The following is a 26,049-nucleotide window of genomic DNA, read 5'->3' as shown; positions in this document are numbered from 1 at the left end:
TTTGGCAAAAGTATTGCCATTAATGTAAAAGTGTCAAAATGTCATCAATTTTTTTTAAGAAACATTTAAGTATTTTCCTAGGAATATTTATTTACCTTTGTTACTTAACCAAAAATAAAAACTTATAATGAAAACAATAGTATTAAATATTTTAACGGTAGTGGCTTTAGGTGCAGCAGTAACCGGATGTAAAAATGGAGCAGAGGAAGCAAAAACAGGAGACGCAGAAGTAGTAAAAGAAGTGATGGTAGAGGCTAGCTATAAAGCCATTCCAGAAGAGTCAATGATTATGTGGACCGCTAATAAGGTTGTAGGTGGTCACTCAGGAACTATTAACGTTGCTAACGGAGTTGCGCAAACAAAAGGGAATGAATTAGTAGGAGGTAATTTTATTTTTGACATCTCTACATTAGAAAATACAGATATTGAAGATGCTGAAGAAAAAGCCAAATTAGAAGGACATTTAAAGAGTGCTGATTTTTTTGATGCTGAAACATTTCCAAATGCTACTTTTGAAATCACTAATGTTGATGGAAATATGGTAAGTGGAAACTTAAAGATGAAAGGTATTGAGAAGAATGTTACTTTTCCTGCACAAATAGGTATGAATGGCGACATGATGACCATTATAAGTGACACCTTTACTATTGACAGAACGGAATGGGATATCAAGTATAACTCTGGTAAATTTGCAGATCCTGCAAAATTAGGAGATTATATGATTAAAGATGACGTCGAATTAAAAGTGTCTATCAAAGCTAAGAAAGCTTAATTAAGATTTTTAAAATATAGTCAAAGGCCATATCGAAAGATGTGGCTTTTTTTCATGGTTTTTATTAGAAATCCTAAATCAAAGTAATTCCTCTAAAGCTTTATCCAAGGTGACATACTCAAAAAAGAAACCAGTATTCTCAATCTTTTTAGAGCTCACACGTTGGCTTTCAAATAAAATAATATGCATCTCACCTAAAACTAATTTCAAAGCAAATTGTGGCACATTAGGCAGAAAAAGTGGCATATTTAATTTGGTAGCAGCAGCTTTTGTAAGCTCTTTATTAGTGACAGGGTTAGGGGAGACGCCGTTATAAACACCTTCAAGATTTTTTTCTATAACATGGAGAAAAAGTCTTGCCAAATCGTCAAGGTGAATCCAACTCATCCACTGTTCTCCCGTTCCTAAAGGTGCACCAGCACCATATTTTATTGGCTGTATAATTTTTGGGAAAGCACCACCTTTTTCTGAGAATACCAAGCCAATACGTACTTTCGATACGCTAATATTTAAAGTTGTAAAGGCATCTACAACGCGTTCCCAAGATTCGACTACCTGTCCTAAAAAAGAACTACTAACTTGAGTTTGATCTTCTGTATAATAATTAGTGAGTGAGTCTGGGTAAAAACCAACAGCACTGGCAGAAACGATTTGTGTAATGTTATTAGGATTGTTTTTTACTGTTTCGTGAAGTAATGCGGTAGTTTTAAGTCGGCTATCCATTATAGCCTGCTTGTGCTTTTTTGTCCAACGTTTAGAAATGCTTGCACCCACTAAATGAATGATCGCATCGACGTCTTTAACGCAGTTAGTATCTATTTCATTTTCATTGGGATTCCAATAAAAGCCTTTGTAATTATCTTCATTTGAGAGTTTAGATTTACTTGTGGTTAGATAATTAACATCTATCGCTTTGGTATGACATAGTTTTACGATGGCACTTCCCACTAAACCTGTAGCTCCTGTAATTAATACGCGCATCTTGTTTTTTTATAAAAATACGACTTGATTTAGTCAATTGGAATGGCTTTAAGTAAGGTTTAACACAAATAACAATGGTATCGTATTAAAAAAATCTGAGATTTTGACAACGACAAGCGTGACTATTTTTTTATTGCCCTTGCTCTTAGCATATGGCGTTTTCCAGGTGGGCCATTCACTCTTTCCACTGTAAAACCAGCGGTCATCATGGCGCGTCTTGCATTACCTTGAGCGCAATAAGTAACTAAAACACCATTTGGTTTTAGTGCCTTGAACATGGCATTAAATATGGTTTCCGTCCATAATTCTGGTTGTACTCGTGGCCCAAAAGCATCAAAATAAAGAATGTCGAATTGGTTTGTATCGTCAATTTCAGAAAACTGTTTGCGTTGTTTTTTTAGCTGGAAACCTTCTGAAATGTTACAGAATTTCTCCCAATCACAATTGTGGAGTTTTTGAAACAATGCGTTACTGTTCTTAATGGTAACAGCTTCTCCATAATTGAGTTGATCAATTTCTGAATGAGAAACAGGAAAGCCTTCAACACCAGTATAATTGATTTTTATTTGTTGTTTTTCGGCTTCAGCTAAAGTTAATAACGCATTTAAGCCTGTGCCAAAACCAATTTCTAAAATGGATATAGGCTGAGCCCCTTTATAAAAGCTTTCTGAGTCTAAAAAAAACGCTAAACCTTCTTTTAAGTAAACGTGTAGCGCTTCTTGAATTGCTCCGTGAGTGGAATGGTAGTGTTCATTCCACTCAAGAACATGTATGGTTTTTGAACCATCATGAGTGGTGATGATTTCGCGTTTCAAATTATTGCTTTAATAACACGCCATCAGCCTCAAAAGAGTAGGTGCGTTTTGGTGCTGTAATCGCTGCAATTTCTTCTTGAGTAGCACCTTTGTCTTCAGCATAATGTCTTTGATCATCGACAGAAACCTCTTCGATGTATGCATTTCCATTAATAATCACTTCTTTACCATCAATGTCTTTTGGCATGAAAAAGGCATAATCTTTAAATTTCACCATGACTTCTTCTCCATTTTCTAAATCTAATGTCATCCAGCACCCTTTGGCTTTACACACTTCGCTAACCTTGGCAATCATTTTAGACGGAATACTATCGCCAACCTGCATATTCTTATAGTGCTCAGCCATCGATTTAGCTGCTATGGCATCGTCTGCTATAATTTTATCTCCAAAAGATTGGTACTCAACTTGCGTTATTTCGCTTGTGGTATCTGCTTCAAGAGGTGCTTTTTTTTCTTCTTTACAAGCGAAAACAGTAATTGCTAATGCAATGGTCAGAATGTAATTTTTCATGTTTATCATTATTGATTTCTATAAGTCAAAGATAGTTTTTTATGGTTAATTTAATATTTTCTAATGCTTAATTCTGTATTTTTACAGCCTAAAGTTAACCAGATTTTATGAAAACCACTACGAAAAGCGATATCAAAATAACTAAAACCAACCATTCTAAAATTCAAGATACTGATTTTGATAACCTAGCATTTGGGCAGGTCTTTTCAGATCATATGTTGGTGTGTGATTATAAGGACGGGAAGTGGCATGCGCCAGAAATTGTACCTTATGGACCAATTACGTTAGATCCGGCAGCTAAGATTTTCCATTATGGTCAGTCAATTTTTGAAGGGATGAAAGCCTATAAAGACGCTAGTGGTGGTGTGTTTTTGTTTAGACCTATGGAGAACATCAGACGCTTAAATATTTCTGCTAAACGATTAGCAATTCCTGAAGTGCCAGAAGATTATTTTTTTGAAGGTTTAAAGACCTTATTAAAGGTTGAAAAGGACTGGATTCCTACTGCTGAGGGAAGTTCTTTGTACATAAGACCCTATGTTTTTGCAACTGGTGCTGGTTTTCATGCTTCTCCAGCAAATGCCTATAAGTTTATTATTGCTTGTGCACCATCTGGTGCTTATTTCTCTGGAAAAGTAAACGTTTTAATAGAAGAAAAGTATTCACGTTCTGCTAATGGTGGTGTTGGTTTTGCTAAAGCGGGAGGTAATTATGCAGGGCAGTTTTATCCTACACAATTAGCTAAAGATAAAGGCTACCAGCAAGTGATTTGGACAGATGATACCTCTCATGAATATATAGAAGAAGCTGGTGCAATGAATATTTTTGCTCGAATTAATGACACGTTAATTACTGCGCCTATAAGTGATCGTATTTTAGATGGTGTTACAAGAAAAAGTATTTTGGACATCGCAAAAGCGGAAGGCATAAAAACAGAGGTAAGAAAAATTAGTGTTAACGAATTGATTGAAGCTTCTAAAGATGGAAGTTTGAAAGAATTATTTGGCGCTGGAACTGCTGCAGTGATTTCACCTATTTCTGGTTTTGGATTTAGAGACGAGGATTTTGAATTACCAATATTAGAGCATACGTATGCTGAAAAATTAAAGAAACTCATTATTGATATTCAAACTAATAAAGCAGAAGATCCTTTTGGTTGGAGAGTAGAGGTGATGTAGTTTTGTCATAAGTTAGATATTGTATGACGGGCGTTTTTAATTTTTTACCGAGAACAGCAACTGGCCAATAATTACACTTTCAATGCTTCCAGTTTACCTTGATAGGCTTTAATTTCATCACGTAATCTTGCAGCAACAATAAAGTCAAGTTGCTTAGCGGCTTGTTCCATTATCTTCCGTTTTTCACGGATTTTCTTTTCTAACTCAGCTTTGCTTAAATAGTCACTTTCAGGTTCTGCAGCTCTTGCGGCTTCCAATTCGTAACTGTAAGTACTCACTGAATTTTTACTCAAGGCATTATTTAAACTCTTATTTAAAGCGGTTGGCGTAATGTTGTTTTCGGTGTTGTAAGTAATTTGTTTTTCACGTCTGTATTCCGTGTCATCAATCGTTTTTTGCATGCTATTTGTTATTTTATCCGCATACATAATCGCTTTTCCATTTAAATGTCGAGCAGCACGACCTACAGTTTGTGTTAGCGAGCGGTTTGAACGTAAAAAACCTTCTTTATCTGCATCTAAAATAGCGACCAGAGAGACTTCAGGTAAATCTAAACCTTCACGCAGTAAGTTTACACCCACTAAGACATCAAAAATACCAGCACGTAAATCCTGCATGATTTGTACCCGTTCTAAAGTATCAACATCACTATGAATGTAACGGACGCGTATACTAATACGACTGAGGTATTTTGTCAATTCTTCAGCCATTCGTTTGGTTAATGTCGTGACTAGAGTCCGTTCATCTTTTTCGGTACGCACTTGAATTTCTTCAATTAAATCATCAATCTGATTTAAACTCGGTCGTACTTCAATTACAGGGTCTAATAAACCCGTAGGACGAATCACTTGCTCGACATAAACGCCATCTGTTTTTTGTAATTCGTAATCTGCCGGTGTTGCACTTACGTATACCACTTGATTTTGAAGGGCTTCAAACTCTTCAAACTTTAAGGGTCTGTTATCCATGGCGGCAGGCAAGCGAAAGCCATATTCTACTAGGTTTTCTTTTCGGCTTCTATCACCGCCGTACATAGCATGCACTTGCGAAATGGTCACGTGACTTTCATCTACAACCATTAAATAATCCTCTGGAAAATAATCTAATAAACAAAATGGTCTTGTACCTGGTAATCTGCCGTCTAAGTAACGCGAATAGTTTTCAATGCCAGAACAGTAACCTAATTCACGAATCATCTCAAGATCAAATTCTGTGCGTTCTTTTAAGCGTTTTGCTTCTAAATGCTTTCCTATATCTTTAAAATAATCGTGTTGTTTGACTAAATCATCCTGAATTTCTTTAATGGCACCTTGAAGCACATCTGGCGATGTCACAAACATATTCGCAGGGTAGATGTTGAGGCGATCATAGTCTTCAATGACTTTATTGGTTTGAATGTTGAATTGCTCAATGGTTTCAATTTCATCTCCAAAAAAGTGAATGCGGAAGGCATCATCAGCATAACTCGGGAAAATATCTACAGTATCTCCTTTTATGCGGAAATTACCGTGTTTAAAATCGGCTTCCGTACGGGAATACAAACTTTGTACTAATTGATGTAATAACTTGGTTCTGGAAATCTGCTGATCTCGTTTTATCGAAATCACATTTTTTTGAAACTCTACAGGATTTCCAATACCATATAAACAAGATACCGAAGCCACCACCAATACGTCACGACGCCCAGAGAGTAGAGAAGAGGTGGTGCTTAAACGCATCTTCTCGATTTCTTCATTAATAGATAAATCTTTTTCTATGTAAACGCCAGACGATGGGATGTAGGCTTCTGGTTGATAATAATCATAATAAGACACAAAATACTCCACGGCGTTCTCTGGAAAGAACTGTTTAAATTCTGAGTACAATTGAGCAGCCAAGGTTTTATTATGTGCTAAAACTAAGGTAGGTTTCTGAACACTTTCTATAACGTTCGCCATGGTAAAAGTCTTACCAGAGCCTGTAACACCAAGTAAGGTTTGGTATTTTTCACTAGCGTTTAGACCATTAACCAATTGTTTTATTGCTGAAGGTTGGTCTCCTGTAGGACTAAATTCTGATTCAATCTTGAATTTCATATAGCTAAATTAAGGAATAACCAGCAGTTATTATTCGAAAGAAAAGTTAAGGTTTTTTGAATGTTGTTTCTTCTCAAAAATTAGCAGGTATTATAAATGATCAACCCACCAAAAAGAAAAGCAAAAGGAGCAATGAGTCTGAAATAGCAGGGTTTCAATAGGTCGGCACTCTTCATTGAAAAACGATGGTGCGTTTTTCTTGGAATTACATAAAGTATCAAAGAGGTTGTGAGCATAATCCACCCGAAGAGTTTGAATGCTTCAGGAATTCTGGAGGCCTCTGAATATATAATTAATGCAACCGCAGGAATTAATCGCAGTGTTATTTCTGTGTAATTTATAAGGTTTGTGCTTCCTGCCTTCCTTAAAATTGTTCTTGCTTTATTAGGACTAAAAAGCATAAGAAATCCCACTAGAATTATGAATACTCCAAATACTATGACGGTCCATTTTGCAATGACTAGTTTCATAATTATAAAAGATATTGATAAAAGGATGGTTTACTGTTCTTTAAGTTAATGCACTAATTTAACTAAAGAAAACCAATCACGGGACAATTTGTGGGGTTTTCCAGTGCAGCACAAAGAAAGTCAGATTAAGAAGGGTTATAAAGAGCAAAGTTGTAAGCTATTAAGGCTATAGCGCGTGAGGGTCTCTGGGTAAGGTGACTTTATTTAGCTAGTTGTATTAATATTCCAAACAGGCTTATTATCAAACACAAGGGTGAAAATAATTTGGTGTCTCGTTTTCCAAATTCGGTGTGTTTTATACGTTTAAAAAATCCGACATATTTAAATTCGCCTATGGCGCGTAAAAGGAAGATAGTTGGAATAATCCAACCCACATATTCTATGACCTGTTCAGGTAAATTAACCGGAATTACCCCTGCATTTATAAGGTAGAAAAGGCCGAATGTTGTTAGTCCAAGTCCTACAATAGCACTATCCATTTTTTTAGGATTTAATACGCGTTTGCCATTTTCATTAGTAGGCAAAGATTCTGTAAACCAAAATGTTCCTCCAAAAACCCAACTAAAATGAATGATCCCAAGAGCAATTAGAATTAAGCTTAGTAAAATGGATAGAACCATCATTTAGTTTTTTAAGAAGTTAATCATGAATTGCGTATGTATAAATGTATGCAATATTCTGAGTTGTTTTCTCGATAAGAATAAATCAAGAACCAGTTAAAATACGAATAAATGAGAGCATTGGATTAAAAGTTTATCGCACCAAAGCAAAATGCCCTTTGTATTGCTCTCCATTGGGACGATTTATAAGAAACCAATAATCATCACCTGGTAATGCCGAGCCATTAAAAGTGCCATTCCATCCTACAAGTGGATTAACTTGCGCTAATAATTTTCCATAGCGATTAAAAATCAGAATTTTCAAATCCTTATTGAAACGTTCATTAGTCCCAAAGGGTTTCCAGATATCATTAAAAGTATCACCATTTGGCGTAAAATATTTCGGGAAGCCTAATATTGAAAATTCTATTGAAGCGCTACCACAACCATTTTTATCTCTTACAAAAAGCGTGTAAAAACCAGGTACCAAACCTGAAAAGGTATTGTCATCCTGATAAAATCCTGATGCATTATCAATGGCAAACTCATAATTACCTTCACCAGAAACACTAACTGTTGCTGTATTGTTTGTTGTTAATTCTGTTAACTCTAAATTATCAATAGTTGGTGCATTTGAAGGATTTAAAGTTAGGTCACGCGTGTTCGAACAGCCGTTGGAGTTTGTTACAATTACCGTGTAGACTCCAATTTCATTAGCCTCTAAAGTAGGTGTTGTAATACCAGTATCTGTGTCGTTAAAGAACCATTGATAATTGAAATTGTTTGGTATACCGGTAGTGATTCCGCCTTCTAAAGCCACTGTTTCTGGATAGCTGTTTAAACAATATAGCAGTGATTCATCTGGCAAAAGCTGAGGCGTAATCAATACATTTAAAGTAATATCTGAAATGGCGTAACATTGATTAGTGTTTGTAGTCACTTTTACAACAATCGTTTGAGAATCTTGAATGGTATTACTAAAACTACCAGCTATACTATTAGTTTCAGAGAAGGCGTCATTTATAGTGGTATAAAAAGTGACGTTGTAATTTGCAGGAACCTGAGATTCGATTTGAGTGCGAATAGCATTTAAATTAAAGGTCGTATAACCATCTACTGTTTCATCATCACAGGTATCAAAATCCTGAAGATTTAAGGTGTTTGTTGAAATATCTAAAACGATTTCAGCAAGCGCAGAACATTCTGTATTGAGGTCGATAACTTCAGCGAAAATGGTTTGCATTGGACTAGTGTTATCAAAAAATTCAGGGTTTTGAATGCCATTAATTTGCATTTCAGCATCTGTAAAACTGGTGTAGAAACCAATAATTCCTAAATCCGAATTATTTTGTGTAACTGCATCTGAAGCTTCAAACAGATTATAGGTCGTTAAACCATCTTGATTACTGTCACATTCAATGAGTGTGGTATTTGCCACCACTGGAATAGGTGCGTATTCTATGATAATTTCTCCGTAAGATATGCAGCCGTTACTTAAGGTGACTTCAACAGTATAGGTACCACTATCAGTAACATGAAAAGTACTGCTAACCTGCGTGGTTTGGGCAATGCCATTTCTAAACCATCTATAAGTATTCATACCTGGCTGGGAAGCATCTAAAATTAAAATGTCGTTTTCGCAGGCACTAGTGTTCGTTGCAATTAATCTATCTTCACCTAAATCTGTAGTCAATTCAAAACTACCGGCTTCCAAAAACACGGCAGAATCAAATCTAAAGTTTTGCTCATCGGCAATCACTAATTTCACATGATAGGTTGCATTGGGAATGGTGTTTGCGGTCGCTGTTAATATGGTGGTTTGACCATTAAAGTTAATGGGTGCAGAGGGACCATTAAAACTTTCAAAATAAGCTTCATTTTCTGCAGCACAGCCATTGGGGATTTCTGGATGAACCGTCGTTACTTTTACAGGTGTTTGTGTTCCTGGTACTAAAGCAATATTTTCATACGCTGTATCATTTATAGGACGGATTAGAAAACCAAATAAATCTGAAAACTCACAGGTATTTGGGTCACCTTCCTGGTATTCCTCCGAAGCAAAAATATATCTAAAACTTATTTGATTGGCGACTGTGGTAAAATCGAATTCAATGATGGTTGCGTTTAAAGTGTTCGATTCCTGAAGAGCTGTTTCTAAATCGGAATCACCAATCCAGTTTGGTGCATCATCATCACTTAATGAGGTGTTTGGACCTTGTACATTCGTTAACCTGCCCGTACTTAATACAATACCAGACTGAAAGGGAAACGTGGTACCCGTAGCGTCAAAAAAGCCATAGCTTTGGTCCGCGCCATTAAAATTGCCTCCAAGCGTATTAGTTACTGTGACATTAGAAATGCAATTACTATCGATTAAAACATTTTCAATAAGCTGTTGAGGCGTGTAGGTCTGACTATCTACAGTTATGTTTTGCGATTGTATAGACAGCGCAAAAAGGAACGATAATAATATGAGGAGTTTTCTTATCATAGCAACAGCTGGCAAAGATAGATAAGAAGTCAGATAATTAAAATAAAAATAATGTTAAACCTGAATTTTAAGCCTATAATTTTGTCTCCTTAAAGCAAAATTATCTTTTACTGGAAATTCAATGTTGCCTTTTAAAACATTTGTAACAAACCAATAATCTGCCTTGGCATTAGGTATGATCAATTTTGGAACTCTATCATTGTGATTTCCTTTGTAGTGGAGCAAAATTTATTCAGAGTGATAATCGTTGGCGAGCTGGGCCTGGAGATATAAATCCTGATTAAGTAGGATTAAAGGTTTGAAAAGTAATGATGCTTGCTTAAAACACCTTTTTAGGATTAGTAGTTTAAATACACCCAACCGGTAATATTTACGTAATTTTTGTCATTTAGCGCTAAGACATAAAAATAGGTGCCCACTGGGACTAATTTTCCCTTATTAATACCTTGATTTGAAATACCATCCCATTTCGTGTTGTCATCTCCTTTAAAAATTAAGCGACCATACCTATTGTATATGAGAAGTTCATGGTTCTCGAATATGGTATAAAGGCCTTGAATGTTGAAGAAGTCATTATAGCCATCATTATTTGGTGAAAAACCTTGTGGGATTTCTGGTGGACAATTTTTAGTGTTTAATTGAACGATAAAGATGTCAAAACAGATTGTTTTCTGTGCTTGAATATAAATATTATGAGGGGTTTGAGAAGACTGAAAGCTTTCAGGGTTTATAATTTCTGAAACACCTTGTTCCAAATCTTCTAAAGAAAGATAAAATGTAAAATTAGTATAGCGTGATGAATCAATAGTTGTTAGCACTTCAGTTAAATTAAAAACTGCAGTATTAGAGCCGATATCGCACTGTTCTAAACCTGGAAGATTTTGAGTTTCTGGTAATGGAATTAATGTAATGTTTTGTGTTGTTGTATTATTGTTTTCTAAAATTTCGGTTACTGAACTCATTCCAAAACCATCGTCGTCAACAGTAATATTTAAGGTGAAATTATCTGGAATGGTATTCGGTATTTCTACTGTAATTGTGCCGCTTTCAGAAGCATTAATTTCAATACTGTTTTGTGTTACCGCCTGGTCTATTAATACGCCATCAGCATAAAAAGCTATAGGTGTATTTGCAGGTAATGGATCTGTACTATTGAAATTGTTAACTGTATACTCTATGGTAAGATTTCTATTGCCGCAATTCAAGGGAATGTTGCCAACTGAAACTGTTGCATCTGGTAATTGACTGTTTAAAACAGTAATAATATTATTGATAAGGATTAAATCTGCCCTAAAGATTCCAGTATTGGGGTCTGTAGCGCCTGTTGTTAGCGTAATTTCTACTTGTGTATCTCCAATAGCAATATTATTTTCAATACTATACACATCTAAGTCGCCGTTGTAGAAATCAGTGGCATTAGTAAATGTATTGGTACCATTAAAAGCATTATCTGGTAAATTTAAAGGTGGATTTGAGATAACGTTTCCATTAATAGAAAGGCTCTCTCCATAATTTAAAGCATTGTCACCTTCCCAAGCTAAAAAACCGATTTTAGCATTATCGTTGTCTAAAACATTAACGTTATTAAGATAAATTGTTTTTTCTGGGATATTAGTATTAATTATTTCTAAACCTTGAAACAAATTAACCTGATTTAAAGGTAGTGTACTATTTTCGTAAATGACATATAAGCTCCAGCCGGCAAAATTAGTCCTTCTCTCACAATGCCCTGGATTGTTTATTAATGTTTCAGAAAGGTCTAAATCTGATAACTCGTAGATAGCATTTCCCTCAGTTAAAATTTGATTTGTGACGTTTGCATAACAGGCAAAATAATTTAACTCAGTAAAGTCATCTGCGATAAAAATGCTATTGTAGGTATCCTCAGCAACAATGGGTGTGCCATTAAAACTAACTTCAGTATCACCTAGACCAGATCCTGCCCAGTATAAATAAGCGGCAATTACCGTTGAAGAGGAATCTACATTTAATGTGGCTTGTGATGAGGGTAAAATTTCGCAGAAAGATTGGACGAGATTATTTTCTGCTGGATTAAGTGTGTTGCCAATAGCCAGATAATCATAACGTCCATTAAATTGTTGAAAAATTGAAATATCCTGACTTTGTACTTTAGAAGAAAGTAACATCATGGTGATGACAAAGACTGATAGTGTATTTCGCATGTTAAATTTTTAAAGACTTAAACTTACAAATATTTTGTGGTTTTACTTTGATAAAAAAAATCCCGAATATTAGTATTCGGGATTTTTTTATTCTATCGCTTCAAGGTAAAATGTGCTCTAAGTGCTTTCTTTTCATCTGTGTTGGGTTCTCTGTATTCTACAGTAAACCAGTAATCACTTGTTGGCATTGGGTTGTTGTTATAAGTTCCATCCCATCCTTCGCCTGTTGGACTAAGTTGTTTAAGTAACTTACCGTAACGGTCATAGATATAAATTACTGCGTCTGGTTGTGTGCCTATCGCATAAATATTCCAGGTATCGTTATAGCCATCACCGTTTGGTGTAAAGTACTGTGGGTAATCCATAACCATAATAATAATAGTACTCTCACCACAGCCATAAAGATCTCTTACGGTAATGCTATGCTCACCGGCGCCAACATCTGTAAAAGTATAGCTATTATTGTTTGGTACGTTAACCTCCCATGGACCGCCATCTAAACTAAACTCATATAAAGCAATCGTGTTTGCGGTGATGCTAGTCGTTGTAACCGCTATGTCATGCTGCTCTGCAAAGGCCTGACTAATTACCTCGGCGTTTACCACTGGTGGCTCACTCAGCTCTACCAGTGTGGTATCGCTACTGGCACACATCGTGTTTATACTCGTGCTAATATCGGTCACTACCACTGTGTAGTTCCCACCCTCGGTTGGTGTTATTGACGCTCCTGTTTCTCCTGGCATGGTGTTGCCTTCATAGAACCACTCAAACGTATAGCTAGCTGCACTCAGCCCTGTGTCTAATAATGGTGTGCTAATCACTTCTGTGCCATTGGTATTCAAACACAACACATAGGTGTCCTCCAAATTAAAGGCTGGTAAAGGGTTGACCTGTAAGGTTACTTCTGCTGTGTCATAACAATTTGAGCTATCTATCATACCTCCTGTACCTGTGCCATCATCCACCATCGTATCATTATCTACTCTTACAATGATTACTTGTGGGTTTATTGTATTGGTGTAATTTAATGGTAATGGATTCGTGGCTGCATCTGCATCCCCCTGATTGGCATAGTAGCTTACAGTGTAAATTGTTGGGTCTTGACCATCTAATACTAGTGGGTTTTGTGTAGCCAGATCAAACTGGACGGTATCGTTAGCCGGGTTAGTACCAAACACCATGTTGTCATCACAGACTTCATACACGATAGCAATACCATCTGGGTTGGCTTGTGCTGCTTCTTGGACTTCGATATTAAAGGAGAAGTTTGCCATATCACAGCCTGTTACCGTGTTGGTAATGTTTACATAAATGGGTTGTGGATTAGTCGTGTTGGTATAAGGGCTGTTAAGCGCATTCATTGCTGTTTCTGCCTCTGCTAATGTTTCGTGATAAGTCACTGCAAAAACTGCTGGATCCTGACCACTCAATATCTCAGGTGTCATACTCTCCAGATCAAAATCGTAAAACCCATCGGTGTTTAATTCACAAATGATATAATCATTATCTAATGGTATCATTTCTGGTAATGGATTAACGATCACATTAAAGCTCACCAAACTATAACAACCTGTACTGTTTAAACCTGTTGGGTCATCACCATTAGTCACCCGTACATAAATGGCTTGTGGTGTGATGCCTATTCCTGCATTATCTGGATCTTCATTAGTGTGCATCGCCGGATCTGCAATGGCATTGTTTGCTGTAATCGCATCCGTTTGACTCGTATAATAACTGGCGGTCACACCGGCTTCACCATTGATGATAAAGGCCTCGTTTTGCGTGAGATCAAAAGTCTCTATCAAATCGCCTGCATTCGTATCGTCACACAAAATCAAATCTGCTGGGGTTGGGCTTGGTGATGGATTTGGCAACACTCTTAAGGTTACTGTGGTGAAGGAAAAACAGCCTGTGTCGTTATCACTCACTCTTACGTAAAGCGTTTGTGAACCCATCACGCTATTAGTATAGGCTGTTGGGTCTGGTATCGCATTGGTGTCTGCCTGAGCATCAGCCTGAGTTTCATAGTACGTCACAATCCAACTGGAGTTGCCGTTCACAATCTCTGCATTTTCTACTGTTAGATCAAAGCTGGTAATCCCGTCATTGTTTTCCATATAATTAGCATCCAGATCATCACATTGTGAGAGCTCATTGTCATAGGTTGGATCCAGCACTGGTGGAAGGATTACTTCGATGTTAAATGTGCTGGTGGTTACACAGCCATTGGCATTACTGACCAAACGGATGTAAATGGTCTGTGGATTGCTTTGATTGGTATAGTTAGTGGTGTTCACTATTGGGGTATTGCCTGAATCGGCATCCACCTGTGTTGTGTGATAGCTTAAAGTGAAATTTGCTGCGGTTTGTGTGCCTGTAAATATTTGTGGTGTAATCTCTGCTTCAAAATCAAATAGATTGATGCCATCTTGATTATCATCACACACTTCCATTGGGGTAAGATCGGTAATCTGTGGCGTTGGGTTGACAATTAATTGCAGTTCTACAAAAGTGGCACAATCTGTGGCTATGGTTGTGCTTTCTACACGTACGTAAATGGTTTGGGTGTTAATCATCAAATTAGTGTACGGGCTGGTAAGCGGATTGACAGCATTCTCGGCATCAGCCATGGTTTCATGGTAACTCACTGTGAGTCCTGGTGCGCCGCCTGTAACCTCAGCATCGGCATCGGTTAAGGTGAAAACACCAAAACCATCATTGTCTGGATCACAAAATTCTAAGTCATTTGGCGTGAAGGCAATGGGTGTTTGTTCTACTACGAGATTAAGTGTTGTCGTGCTATAACATCCTGTTACATTATCTTCGACACGAACGAACAGTTGCTGCATATTTGGTATGTTATTCGTGTATGGTATCGCTAAAACATTGACTTCATTATCTGCATCAGCCTGTGTTTCGTAGTAGGTAACGGTATAATTCGTGTTATTTCCTGAAATTTCATCGTTTTTAATACTCAAATCAAAACTGGCCATTCCATCTATTATTGCATCATCACAGATTTCAAAATCTGTTGGTGTTACAGCTGTTGGATTTACATTAACTATGATATCAAAATTTATAGAACTAATAGAGCAAGCCGTTGTATTATCTTCTACTCTTACATAGAGTGTTTGCGGATTACTGATATTGTTATACGGACTTGTTAAGCTGTTATTCCCATTATCTGCATCAATCTGTGTTTCGTGATAGGTAATCGTAAAATCTGCTGCATTTTGTGTTCCTAATACTTCAGCGTCAAATTGCGTAAGGTCTATCGTGATTTCATCTGGCGTGTCGCTACAAGCAATAAAATTTGCAACCATATTATTTTGTGGTAACGGATCAACGACAATATCCATATTGGCAATACCAAAACAATCGTTGGCGTTTTCTACACGAATAAAAACAGTTTGAACAAAAGCTGTGGTATTGGTATAATTATCTGGTAATTGATTTATTTCTAATTGTGCATCATTAGCAGTTGCATAATAAGCAATGGTTAATCCAGGGGGCAAAGTGGCTAAAATCGTAGCATCTGCATCTGAAAGTGTAAACTCAGTAAAACCATCATAATCATCATCACAGGCATTTAAACCAGCATTGCCAATATCTGTTGCAGTCACATCGAGAACATACTCTGCCGTTCTGGTGCAGCCACTCGTAGTATTTTCGATACGCACATATATGGTTTGCGGATTGGTTGTGTTTGTAAAAGGAAATGGGTTTACTGCATTCATGTTAGTTTGAGCATCAGCTAAAGTAAGGTGATGTGTATAATTAAAACCAGTAGTGTCCCCACTAACCATTACATTTTCATTGGCTTCATTTAAGTTGTACTCTGTAAAGCCATCGGGAGTACCATCTTCGTCACATTGTACTAATGTAGCATTTTGCACTTCTGGTAATGGGTTAACAACAAGATTAAAACTTCCTGTTTGAACACAGTTAGTCATTGTATTTTCTAAACGAATATAGATCACTTGTGTATTGACTGTTATATTAGTGTAGGTTGTGGGATTTAGAATCACATTGGTATTGGCGTCTGCATCTGCTTGTGATTCAAAATATGCGATTGTCGTATCTGGCTGGCCGTTTATTATAAAAGTGTCCTGAGAGGTTAAATCAAATTCGGTAAAACCATTAGTGTCGTCTCCATCAGCAGCATCATCACAAACTTCGTAATCTGGAATCATAATAATTACAGGCAAAGCATTAACAACAAGATTTAAAGGCATAACGGAAAAACAACCGGTATTAGTATCGTCTAAACGAATGTGAATGGTCTGGAAATCTTGAACTGTATTAGTATACGTTGCAGGCACTGCAATGGCATTCATATTTGAATTTGCATCAGTAGGAGATTCAAAATAAGTTGCAGTTACATTGGCCTGACCATTTATAGCCGTTACACTTTGTGTGGTTAAATCGAATAACGCAAAACCATCATTATTCGTGTCACAAACTTCGTAGTTTGGAACAGGCGTGGTGGTGGGGTCTTGAGCCACTTGTATATTGAAAATTCCTGTGCTGTAGCATGACGTGTTATCATTATTTTCAATCCTTACAAAAATAGGTTCGGCAACATAAGCTGTTTGATTTGTATATGGACTTGTTAATGCATTAGTATCATTGTCTGCATTTACTTGATCAGAGTGGTACGTCACTGAATAATCGGTTGATGATTGAGTTCCTAAAGCGATTACATCATAATTGGTAAAATCAAACATCCAAAACCCATCATCATTGTCATCGCAAACCACTTGGTCTGGAATAGTATTTGTGGTAGGTACTTCATGAAAATCTATAATAAATTCTAGGGTAGAAATAACGGCGCCACCAGCATCAAGAGCTTCAGCAATATAAGTAGCATCGGGAGCTACAACATTATTCAATATTGGACCTGTTTCAGTTAAAGAAGCTCCATTCTGTGTCCAAAAGTAAGATGCAGCAGTGTTTGTGGTAGCGTCTAACGCTACTACTTCGCCATCACAATAATTAAATGTGTTTACAATAGAACAATCAGTTGATCCAGCAGTTGTTCCTCCTGTATTAACTTGTTCCAATTGAATAAATCCTGGCTGATTACTAAAATTTGTTATTAGGAGTACATATATTTCACCTGCCATGGCATTTGAAATCGTAAAATTCTCAACGAAATCAGGTGAGTAACTACAAGCGATTGTATTAGCTGCTGATAAATTTGAAGGATCACATACATTTGTGTTATTAAATGGGCCGTAGGTAATAAAATCCACATCAAGTCCAGTACCTGTGAAATCATCCTGAGTATTTTGTATAATATTAAAATCTAAATCACCTGATTGGTCAATTTGAATAAAATACCAAGCAGGATTAGGCTCGCTTCCTAAACAACCATAATCTGGACCAAATTCTGCATTTCCCGCGCCTGACGTATTTGGAAAAACTAAAGAGGTGTCTCCAGCACAAAATGGACTAGCGTCTGCACAGGTTGTTCCTTGTGCAAAGGTCAAACTAGTAAAAAAAAATAAAAGTATAAATAATAAATATTGTGATATGAATTTCATTTATGTCTTTTTTAGATTATTTAAACCTGAAGGTTAATTCTGGTTGATGTTCAGCAATTAATTTTAAGTATAAGGTGTATTTATTTTTTGATAATAAATCATAGACCTCAAGTGTTTGTGCCTTAAGATTAGCATTAAAAACACTAGCTTCTATGTCTTTTTTATTAAGTTTTTCGTGATAAGAGGTGAGTATGATACTTAGCTTTTTAGAATCATTACTATTGAGGTCTAACGCTGTAGTGTAAAGCGATAATAGTTCTTCAAAATTAGTTTTATTTTCTTGAGCAAAACTATTGAAACAGATAGTAAGAAAAATAATGATAAGAAGTCTTTTCATAATGCGGTGTTTTAATTTTAAATCCAGTAAAAAGAGCAAATATACAGTATATTAATTTTAGTTATTCTACTGCAATTAAACAGGAAATAATTTTAAAAACTCCTATGTATATAAAGTATTTTATAACACAGAAGCCCTTCCAAAAAAAAAGCGGACAGTACTTCTAATTTTTTTAGGGTCATGTTCATCTATCGTTTAAGCGTAAAGTGATCTTTAAACTGTCTACCATCATCTAGCGTCACAGAGAACCAATAATCACTTTGAGGTAAAGGGTTTCCATTAAAGGTGCCATCCCAACCTGGTCCATTTGGTTCTAATTGTTTGATGAGTTTACCGAAGCGATCATAAATATAGACAGTCGCATTAGATTGAGAACCGTTTGAAGCACCGTAAAAATGCCAACGATCATTTGTACCATCACCATTGGGTGTAAAATACAATGGGAAGCCAATAATTGAAATGGATGCTTCTGTTGTGCCACAATTATTTTTTATGTCTCTTACCAAAACGGTGTAAGTACCTGGGCGTAATGATGTAAATACATTACTTGATTGATAGGGTGTTGTAAAGCCTTCTTCATTTTGAAGTGCATATTGGTATACGCCTTCACCAGAAGTTATGATTAGAATACTATTATTTTGAAGTTCACCATCAGTAATAGTTATGGTTTCAATTGTGGCAATGTTAGACGCTTCGACGGTAATAATCCGTGTTTTACTACAACTAGTCGAGTTATTTGTTACTGTAACGGTATAATTTCCAATAGTATTAACCTCTATGTTTTCACTGGTTTCACCTGTATTCCAGATAAAACTAAAATTACTTGTATTGGTATTCAGTAAGCCAGGTTCTAAAGTCAATAATAATGACGTGTTATTAATACAGTATAAAACAGTTTCATCATTTTCTAAGTCTGGTAATGGATTAATAGTCAAAACAACTTCATTAATGCCGTAGCACACATTACCATTTTCAATTCTTGAATAAATAGTTTCGCTATAGGGTATTGTATTATTATAGGGTGATTGTAAACTGTTTTGTTCTAATAGCGCATCGTTGTAGGTTAAATAATAGGTAACGGTAAAGGTGTTTGGTAACCCTGTTAATATGTCTGGTGTGAAAGCCTCTAGGTTAAAAGCATTAATACCATCTTCAGAATCTGCTTCATCACATACTGCAGGAGCATTATAGTTCGCCACCTGAGAAGTACTTATCCCTATTGTTAATTCACTTAAACTGTAACAATTTGTTGTGTCATTAATAACACGCACATGAATGGTTTGTGGGTTAGTCAAATTGTTATACGACGAAGCACTAAGCATATTAGTGTTATTTTCAGCATCAGTTAATGACAGATAAAACTGAGTTGATAAATTCGTGTCTCCATTTGTAAGTTCGTTGTTGGCTTCATTCAGATTGAATGTCGAAAAATCTGAAGTTCCACATTGAAACAAACTAGCATCAAAAGCCAAAGGAGGTGAGGTATAAGCAACGATGGCTTGGCCATTTTGATCACCACAATTACTATTTGTTTCAATAAAAACCTCATAATTCCCAGGAGTATTTATAACCAATTCATAACTCGTTTCAGATAAAGGATTCCCGTCTTGCGTCCAGGTGTAAGTCGCTCCTAAAATATTTTCTGCAGTTAAAGTATAAACATCATCAGTACATAAAGTTAAATTCAATGTATCTGATCCATTTTGAATAATATCAATTTGTTGGGTAAAATAAGATTGTATAAAAGGGGGTAACCCTTGTCTGCCTGGATTCCCACCTAAACTAACATTTTGATGTTGGTAAGTACAGGCTGATCCAAGGTTGTTGGGATTAGCAATAGTACTTAAAAAAGGAATGCCTTCACTATAATTTAAGCTTAAAGAGCGGTATATTTTTCCGTTAGGACCTAATTGTAGACTGCTTCTGTAAAGCGGTCTTTGATCTATCGTGATTTTGCTTGCAGAAATATCGTTAGCAAAAATGTCGTATTGTAATAAGTAAGAAAAGTTTACCTGTGGGCCATTTGGATTATTTGGATCTGCTGCCGAAGTATAAGTCGAAGCATACAATAATTGGCTATTAGGAGAGAATTCGATACCGTAGGATAAATCTGAGGGGGATTGTGTGTCTAAAAATTCTGGATTAGTAACTAAACCTGTAGCGGCATCAAAATCGGCAATAAATAAGCCGTCCAAACCATTTGCACTGGCTAATTTTGAGCTGTCTGGCGAAAATTTTAAATTGCCACTAAAATCTGAAATCAACATTGAAAGCGAAGACTTTACAGCTACAGGATTAACACCAGTAGTGCTTACTTCAAAAGCATGGAACGTGTTCATGTTTGCTGCACTAGTACCTAATGCGTTAGAAAAGGCAATCACCCAAATAGAACCTGTTGTGCAATCTTTTAAAACAGCTGAAATTTTTTCGGAACAGTTTGTAAGTAAATTAGTGCTGCTACCAACAACCCTACCTAAGCCGCCATTAAAAGTTAAATCAATAGTATAAACGTTTAAACCAGTAGGGTTAGAGTTGGACCCTACTGTAAACACGTAATATATGTTTGGGTCGTTAGGTTTTGGAACAGTAATGGCAGATTGTGTACTGGACTCATCACCAAGAAGGTTACTCCCATTTTCCATAACAGCATGTGCTGCATTATAAATTGTTGATCCATCCGTGTATAATATCAAATTCCCATTGCTATCTGAAATACTCGTACAGCCTTCAGCAGTTGTTAACTGGCCATTGGATACAGAGGACACCGTATTATTTGCTAAGTCGAAAGTTATTCCTGCATTATTTCCAAAATACCAATTCGAAGCCTGTTGTTGAGCAACGGCATTAAAGGAGAAGGTCATAACACAGCTGAGCGCTATTATTTTTAAAAACGAATTCATTTATTAGCGTTTTAAAGTGAAATGATCTCTATAGGTTCGTCCATCTTGCAGTTTTACTGTAAACCAATAGTCATTTGTTGGCATGGGATTACCGTTAAACGTGCCGTCCCAACCTTGACCAGAAGGGTTTATTTGAGTTAACAATTTGCCATATCGGTCAAAAATTAAAATTTCAGAGTTTGCCTGAAAGGTTCTAGAAACACCATACACTTGCCAGGTGTCATTTTGGCCGTCATTATTGGGCGTGAAATATAAGGGAAAGCCAATAACGGAAACCATATCATTTGTAATGCCACAATTATTTTTAATATCTCTAACCACTATAGAATAGATCCCAGGCTGTAGTTGTGAAAATACATTACTTTCTTGAAATGAACTTTGGATGCCCTCCGCATCAATTAACGCATAGAGGTAGTTGCCCTCACCGCTCGTTAATACCGTAATTTGATTATTGTTTAAGCTACCGTCTATGACTTCAATATTTTCGACTGTAGCAATATTAGAAGGTTCAACGAGTATCGTTCTTGTTTTCTCACAGAGAGTATCATTGTTTGTTACTGTAACGGTGTAAGTTCCTGTTGTATTTATGGCTATTGTTTGAGAGACTTCAGATGTAGACCAATTCAAGCTGTAATTGCCAGAATTAGTATCATTTAATCCCGCATCTAAAGTTATGGTTTGAGGAAATTCGTTTAGACAATAAAAAATGGTTTCATCATCTTCTAAGTCGGGTAAAGGGGTAATTGTAAGTAGTACCTCATTTATACCATAACATGCATTGTCATTTTCAACTCTTACGTATATGATCTGAGAATAGGGTACAGTGTTTTCAAAAGCAGTTGACAATGCATTATTTTCTAATAAAGCATCATTAGGCGTTTCATAATAATTAATGGTTAGGCCAGCGGGTAATCCGTTTAAGATATCACTAGAAAAATCGTCCAGATTAAATGTGTTTATACCATCTTCACTGCCCAACTCATCACAAACAGGAGTAGCTATATAATCATTAATTTGAGTGTCGCTTGTTTCAAGAGTTAGGGTCGTAAAATTAAAACATCCTGTAATATCATTAGTCACGCGAACATAAAGTGTTTCTGGATTAGAAACGTTGTTGTATGCATTTCCGTTGATTGCGTTTGTATTATTTTGTGCATCATTTTGTGTTAAAAAAAACTGTGTGGATCTATCCGTTGCATTTCCTGTTAAATCGGAGTTCGCTTCAGTTAAATTAAATGTTGTAAAACCATCAATCATCTCCTGATCATCACATTGATATATGTCTGCATCAAAGACTTCAGGTATAGGATTTATAACAATATTGATACTGTCTGTAGTGTAACAAGTTGTATTAGCATTGTTTTCAATTCTAATAAAAATAGAATCTGTGAAAGCAGTTTGATTCGTGTAGTTGTTTTGAAGCGCCCCAGTTCCAGACTCGGCATCTGCACTTGTACCATGGTAAGTTACAGAAAATTGCATTGGGTCTTGACTACCTAGAATGACTGCACTATAATCTGAAAGAGTTAGAGTTGTAAAGCCGTCCATAGGATTAGCATCAGCGTCACAGCCAACAATATCAATAGTGTTATTTATAATTGGATTTACAAAAACAGTAATATCAAAACTTGTTATATCATAACATCGAATATTATTAACATTATCTATTTTAGCGTAAATAGTTTGGGGGTTACTTATATTTTGATAAGCTCCTAAAATAATATTTTGATTATCCATTAAATTTTGCAGCGACGGATAATATTTGACGCTAACCTCTGTTGGGTCTTGCACTCCAATAATAGCGGCTGTTTGGACAGTAAAATCAAATGTAGCAGTTTCATCATCACTACAAACGTTTATATCGCTAGGTTGATTGGCAACAGGAATGTCATAATAAATAACATTAGCTTCGCCTTCCAAGGAGCCACAACCCTCTCCAATCAATTCAATAAAAACTTCATAAAAACCAGGAGCTGTGATGTCTAAGTCAAAATCAGATTCTGATAAGAGCACACCGTCCATATACCAGGTGTAAACGGCATCAGTAATATCTTCTGCCATTAAGGTATAAACATCCCCTGTACATAAAGCAAGATTTATGCTACTAGTACCATTTTGAATTATGTCGATATTTTCACTAAAAAAAGAGGTAATAAAAGGAGGGAGCCCCTGCCTACTATCTCCAGTTAATGCAATGGCATTATGTTGGTAATTACAATTAACACCTATGCCATTAGGATTATTAACTACCGATAAAAAAGGAGAGCCGTCACTATAGGACTCGCTCATGGCACGATATAATTTTCCATCAGGACCTAGTTGTAATCCACCGCGGTACGTTTGTCTTTCATCTATAACAATTTCAGAAGCATCAATATTTGTAGCATTTAAATTGTACTGTAAAAGCGCGCCATATTGACTGTTTGGGTCGTTATTATTTCCGCCAGTTGTAAAATAGGTAGAAATATATAACAATTGATTATTAGGTGAGAACTCCACACCATAGGCTAGTTGTGGAGAACCATTTGGCGACGTTAAGTTTGGTGTAATGGTATTTAAATTAGAAGCAATTCCAGTCTCTAGATCAAAATCTAAAAGTAATATGCCTTGCCCTACGTTTGCGCAAGCTATTTGAGTGCCAGATGGAGAAAATTTTAAATAACCTCTAATTTCATTAATATTAAGATTAAAAGTTGATCTAACTGGCGTTGGATTAACACCGGTATCTGTAACTCTGTAAGCAAAAAAAGTATTGTTATTTTCACCACCGCTGATATCACCAAAAGTAATTACCCATATATCTTGAGATTCACAATCTTTTAAAACGGCACTTAATTTTTCGGATGTATTTTGCAAAAGATTCGTTCCATTATTATTTACAACCCCGCCTAAACCACCATCAAGCGTCATGTCAACTTCAAAATAATTAAACCCTGTATCAATATTGTCTAGAGCAGGAGTGTCTACGGTAAAAATATAATAGATAGTATCATCATTTGGCTTAGGGACAATAAGTGCAGATTGTGTGCTGGAAGCATCACCTTTTAATCCGGAACCATTGAGCATTATATTATGAAATGAATTGTAAACGGTTCGACCATCAGTATAAAATAACAGGTTTCCATCTGTATCCGAGATGCTTGTGCAGCCTTCCTCGGTAGATAAAGAACCATTATTTAATGGTGTGACAGTACCAGCATCAGTGTCAAAATAGACACCAGCGTTATTTCCAAAATACCAATTAGAGGCTTCTTTTTGGGCATTAACAACAACCGTAAAAAGCACACAACATGTGAAGAGTAAGTTTTTCATTCGTAATAGCATAGCTCTCAAAGATATTATAAATAGACAACTTTCCTGTCGAAAAACTGTTAAAAAGTCAATGCTAACAGACTTTGTCTACTTTTATTACAAATCGCGTTTAAGTAGCAGCCTGTAAGAGAAAAAGATAAATAGCGAAGACCAGGCTAAGACTATAACAACGTCATACCAGTGCACAGCATAATCAAAATCAAATTTTTCTCCAACTTGACTCGCTACTTCTTTAACGGCACCAAGTCTAGAAAATGGCTGTTTAATTAAATTGGACATAGAGTTTAAAGGTAAGAATTGAGTGATCGTATCGGCATATTCTTTAGTGCTTTCTACCACGTTTAATACAATTCTAATCAAGCCTTCAAACATATACCATACCAATAGAAAGCCTAAAGCAAAAGCTGATCGTTTGATAAGCATTCCTGCAAATAAACAGAACGAGAAGAAACCTAGTAGCTTTATAAAAAAGGCAAACAGATATTCTAAATCTGAAAAAACGATATAAGATTCAGTGAAACTTGAAAAAGCAAATCCTAATATTAGAGATAAAACAAATATAAAAAGTGTAGATATAAATGAAAACACTACAACCATATAAACCTTAGATAAAATAAATTCTTTTTTGCTCAAGCCGTCAATTAAATTCTGTTTTATGGTTTTGTTGCTGTATTCATTGGCAACCATAGATACGATGACAATGGATAGGAAAAATTTCAGACCTGCAGCTACGTAGGTATTAAAATGCCAGATGTATGGAAAATTGAAAATCCCTAATTCTGCTAAATGAAATTTTATGGGGCCAATATTAAATTTTATAGCTGCAATTAATGCGATAAAAGCTAAAAGAATAAAATAAGCAAGAATTAAAACTTTACTCGCTCTATTATTCCAAAGTTTAATGAATTCTATATTTAAAAGTCTTAACATGATGGGTTGGTTTTTTGTACTGAAATGAATCAGATTATTTTTGGATTGATGAGTTTTAGTTGTCTGTAAGTTGAAGAAATTGCTCTTCCAGGCTTTCTTTTCGCATCACTAAATGTGACAATGAAATTCCTTTGTCGAATAGCTGTTGGTTAAAGTCTGAAGCAGAAATAGGAGCCTTTAAAAAAGCCGTTATTAAATCCCCATTTTTCGTAGTCCTTTCAATATTAGTATGCGATTCTAAAAAAGTTAATAATGCGTTAGAATCCTCACTTTTGAGCTCGAAAAAACCATTACTTGAAATCATTTCATCTACCCGACCTGAATACAGTTTTTTACCTTTTCGAAGCACGACCACATGACTGCATACTTTTTCAACTTCATCCAATAGGTGAGAGGCTAATAAAATGGTAGTACCTTGACTTGCGATAAATCTTATAATGTCTCGTATTTTATGAATGCCTTGAGGATCTAAACCATTGGTAGGCTCATCTAGGATTAAAATCTCAGGATCATTTAATAATGCTGAAGCAATAGCCAGACGTTGTTTCATACCCAAAGAAAAGGTGCTGAACTTACTGTCTTTTCTTTCTAGTAAGCCTACGACTTCTAGTTTTTCTTCAATTTTAGAATAATCAATGTCTTTAATTTTACAAACCAGCTTTAGATTTTTATAAGCAGACATATAGGGGTAGAAATTAGGACGCTCGATAATAGCGCCAACTTTCTTTAAAGCATTATGTGTGGACACAGTTCCGTCGAACCAACTAAACGTACCACTAGTCTTATTAACAACATTTAAAACAATGCCTAGCGTGGTGGATTTACCACTACCATTTGGGCCTAAGATGCCATATACATTGCCTTTGTTTATGGTAAAAGATAAATCGTCAACAGCTGTTAAATAGCCAAATTTTTTAGTAAGATTACTTATTTTGAGAATAGTTTCCAA

16 protein-coding genes are annotated in these 26,049 nt (G+C 35.9%); 2 read left to right on the top strand and 14 right to left on the bottom strand.

What is annotated here, in order from left to right:
- Positions 1-127: 127 nt before the first annotated feature.
- Positions 128-772: a YceI family protein gene (locus GQ46_RS05710; RefSeq protein ID WP_044399166.1), complete on the top strand. Its 645-nt coding sequence runs from the start codon at positions 128-130 to the stop codon at positions 770-772.
- A gap of 78 nt (positions 773-850) precedes the next feature.
- Here GQ46_RS05710 and GQ46_RS05705 read toward each other — a convergent pair whose 3' ends face one another.
- From GQ46_RS05705 to GQ46_RS05695, 3 genes are all read right to left on the bottom strand, one after another.
- On the bottom strand, positions 851-1,753 hold the full coding sequence (locus tag GQ46_RS05705) for a TIGR01777 family oxidoreductase (RefSeq protein WP_044399165.1): 903 nt from the start codon (positions 1,751-1,753) through the stop codon (positions 851-853).
- 122 nt (positions 1,754-1,875) lie between these two features.
- Positions 1,876-2,568: a tRNA (5-methylaminomethyl-2-thiouridine)(34)-methyltransferase MnmD gene (gene mnmD / locus GQ46_RS05700; protein ID WP_044399164.1), complete on the bottom strand. Its 693-nt coding sequence runs from the start codon at positions 2,566-2,568 to the stop codon at positions 1,876-1,878.
- Between the two features lies 1 nt (position 2,569).
- Positions 2,570-3,079: a DUF4920 domain-containing protein gene (locus GQ46_RS05695; RefSeq protein ID WP_044399163.1), complete on the bottom strand. Its 510-nt coding sequence runs from the start codon at positions 3,077-3,079 to the stop codon at positions 2,570-2,572.
- Positions 3,080-3,186: 107 nt separating this feature from the next.
- Here GQ46_RS05695 and GQ46_RS05690 point away from each other — a divergent pair, with 107 nt between their 5' ends.
- On the top strand, positions 3,187-4,257 hold the full coding sequence (locus GQ46_RS05690; protein ID WP_044399162.1) for a branched-chain amino acid aminotransferase: 1,071 nt from the start codon (positions 3,187-3,189) through the stop codon (positions 4,255-4,257).
- A gap of 71 nt (positions 4,258-4,328) precedes the next feature.
- Here GQ46_RS05690 and uvrB read toward each other — a convergent pair whose 3' ends face one another.
- The 11 genes from uvrB to GQ46_RS05635 form a co-directional block, all read right to left on the bottom strand.
- A complete protein-coding gene (gene uvrB / locus GQ46_RS05685) occupies positions 4,329-6,332 on the bottom strand; it encodes an excinuclease ABC subunit UvrB (protein WP_044399161.1) in 2,004 nt (667 codons plus the stop codon).
- 80 nt (positions 6,333-6,412) lie between these two features.
- Positions 6,413-6,802: a hypothetical protein gene (locus GQ46_RS05680; RefSeq protein ID WP_044399159.1), complete on the bottom strand. Its 390-nt coding sequence runs from the start codon at positions 6,800-6,802 to the stop codon at positions 6,413-6,415.
- Positions 6,803-7,002: 200 nt separating this feature from the next.
- Positions 7,003-7,425, bottom strand: coding sequence for a DUF3995 domain-containing protein (locus GQ46_RS05675; RefSeq protein WP_231567326.1), 423 nt, complete (start codon positions 7,423-7,425; stop codon positions 7,003-7,005).
- Positions 7,426-7,555: 130 nt separating this feature from the next.
- Positions 7,556-9,892: a T9SS type B sorting domain-containing protein gene (locus GQ46_RS05670; protein ID WP_044404610.1), complete on the bottom strand. Its 2,337-nt coding sequence runs from the start codon at positions 9,890-9,892 to the stop codon at positions 7,556-7,558.
- 338 nt (positions 9,893-10,230) lie between these two features.
- Entirely contained in the window at positions 10,231-12,075 is a 1,845-nt protein-coding gene (locus tag GQ46_RS05665) for a gliding motility-associated C-terminal domain-containing protein (protein ID WP_044399155.1), read from the bottom strand.
- Between the two features lie 92 nt (positions 12,076-12,167).
- Entirely contained in the window at positions 12,168-17,621 is a 5,454-nt protein-coding gene (locus GQ46_RS05660) for a T9SS type B sorting domain-containing protein (RefSeq protein ID WP_044399153.1), read from the bottom strand.
- Positions 17,622-17,637: 16 nt separating this feature from the next.
- Entirely contained in the window at positions 17,638-17,958 is a 321-nt protein-coding gene (locus tag GQ46_RS05655; RefSeq protein WP_044399151.1) for a hypothetical protein, read from the bottom strand.
- A gap of 188 nt (positions 17,959-18,146) precedes the next feature.
- Positions 18,147-20,858 carry a T9SS type B sorting domain-containing protein gene (locus GQ46_RS05650; RefSeq protein ID WP_044399149.1) on the bottom strand — a complete coding sequence of 904 codons (2,712 nt, stop codon included), beginning with the start codon at positions 20,856-20,858 and terminating at the stop codon, positions 18,147-18,149.
- A gap of 3 nt (positions 20,859-20,861) precedes the next feature.
- Positions 20,862-24,170, bottom strand: a complete 3,309-nt coding sequence (locus tag GQ46_RS05645; RefSeq protein ID WP_044399148.1) for a T9SS type B sorting domain-containing protein — start codon at positions 24,168-24,170, stop codon at positions 20,862-20,864.
- Between the two features lie 96 nt (positions 24,171-24,266).
- A complete protein-coding gene (locus tag GQ46_RS05640) occupies positions 24,267-25,100 on the bottom strand; it encodes an ABC transporter permease (RefSeq protein ID WP_044399146.1) in 834 nt (277 codons plus the stop codon).
- Between the two features lie 55 nt (positions 25,101-25,155).
- Positions 25,156-26,049, bottom strand: coding sequence for an ABC transporter ATP-binding protein (locus tag GQ46_RS05635; RefSeq protein ID WP_044399144.1), 894 nt, complete (start codon positions 26,047-26,049; stop codon positions 25,156-25,158).

Origin of the sequence: Lacinutrix sp. Hel_I_90 (assembly GCF_000934685.1) — a bacterium.
GTDB lineage: Bacteria > Bacteroidota > Bacteroidia > Flavobacteriales > Flavobacteriaceae > Lacinutrix.
The sequence above is the reverse complement of the archived record's forward strand: the minus strand, read 5'-3'. Positions and strand labels throughout refer to the sequence as shown.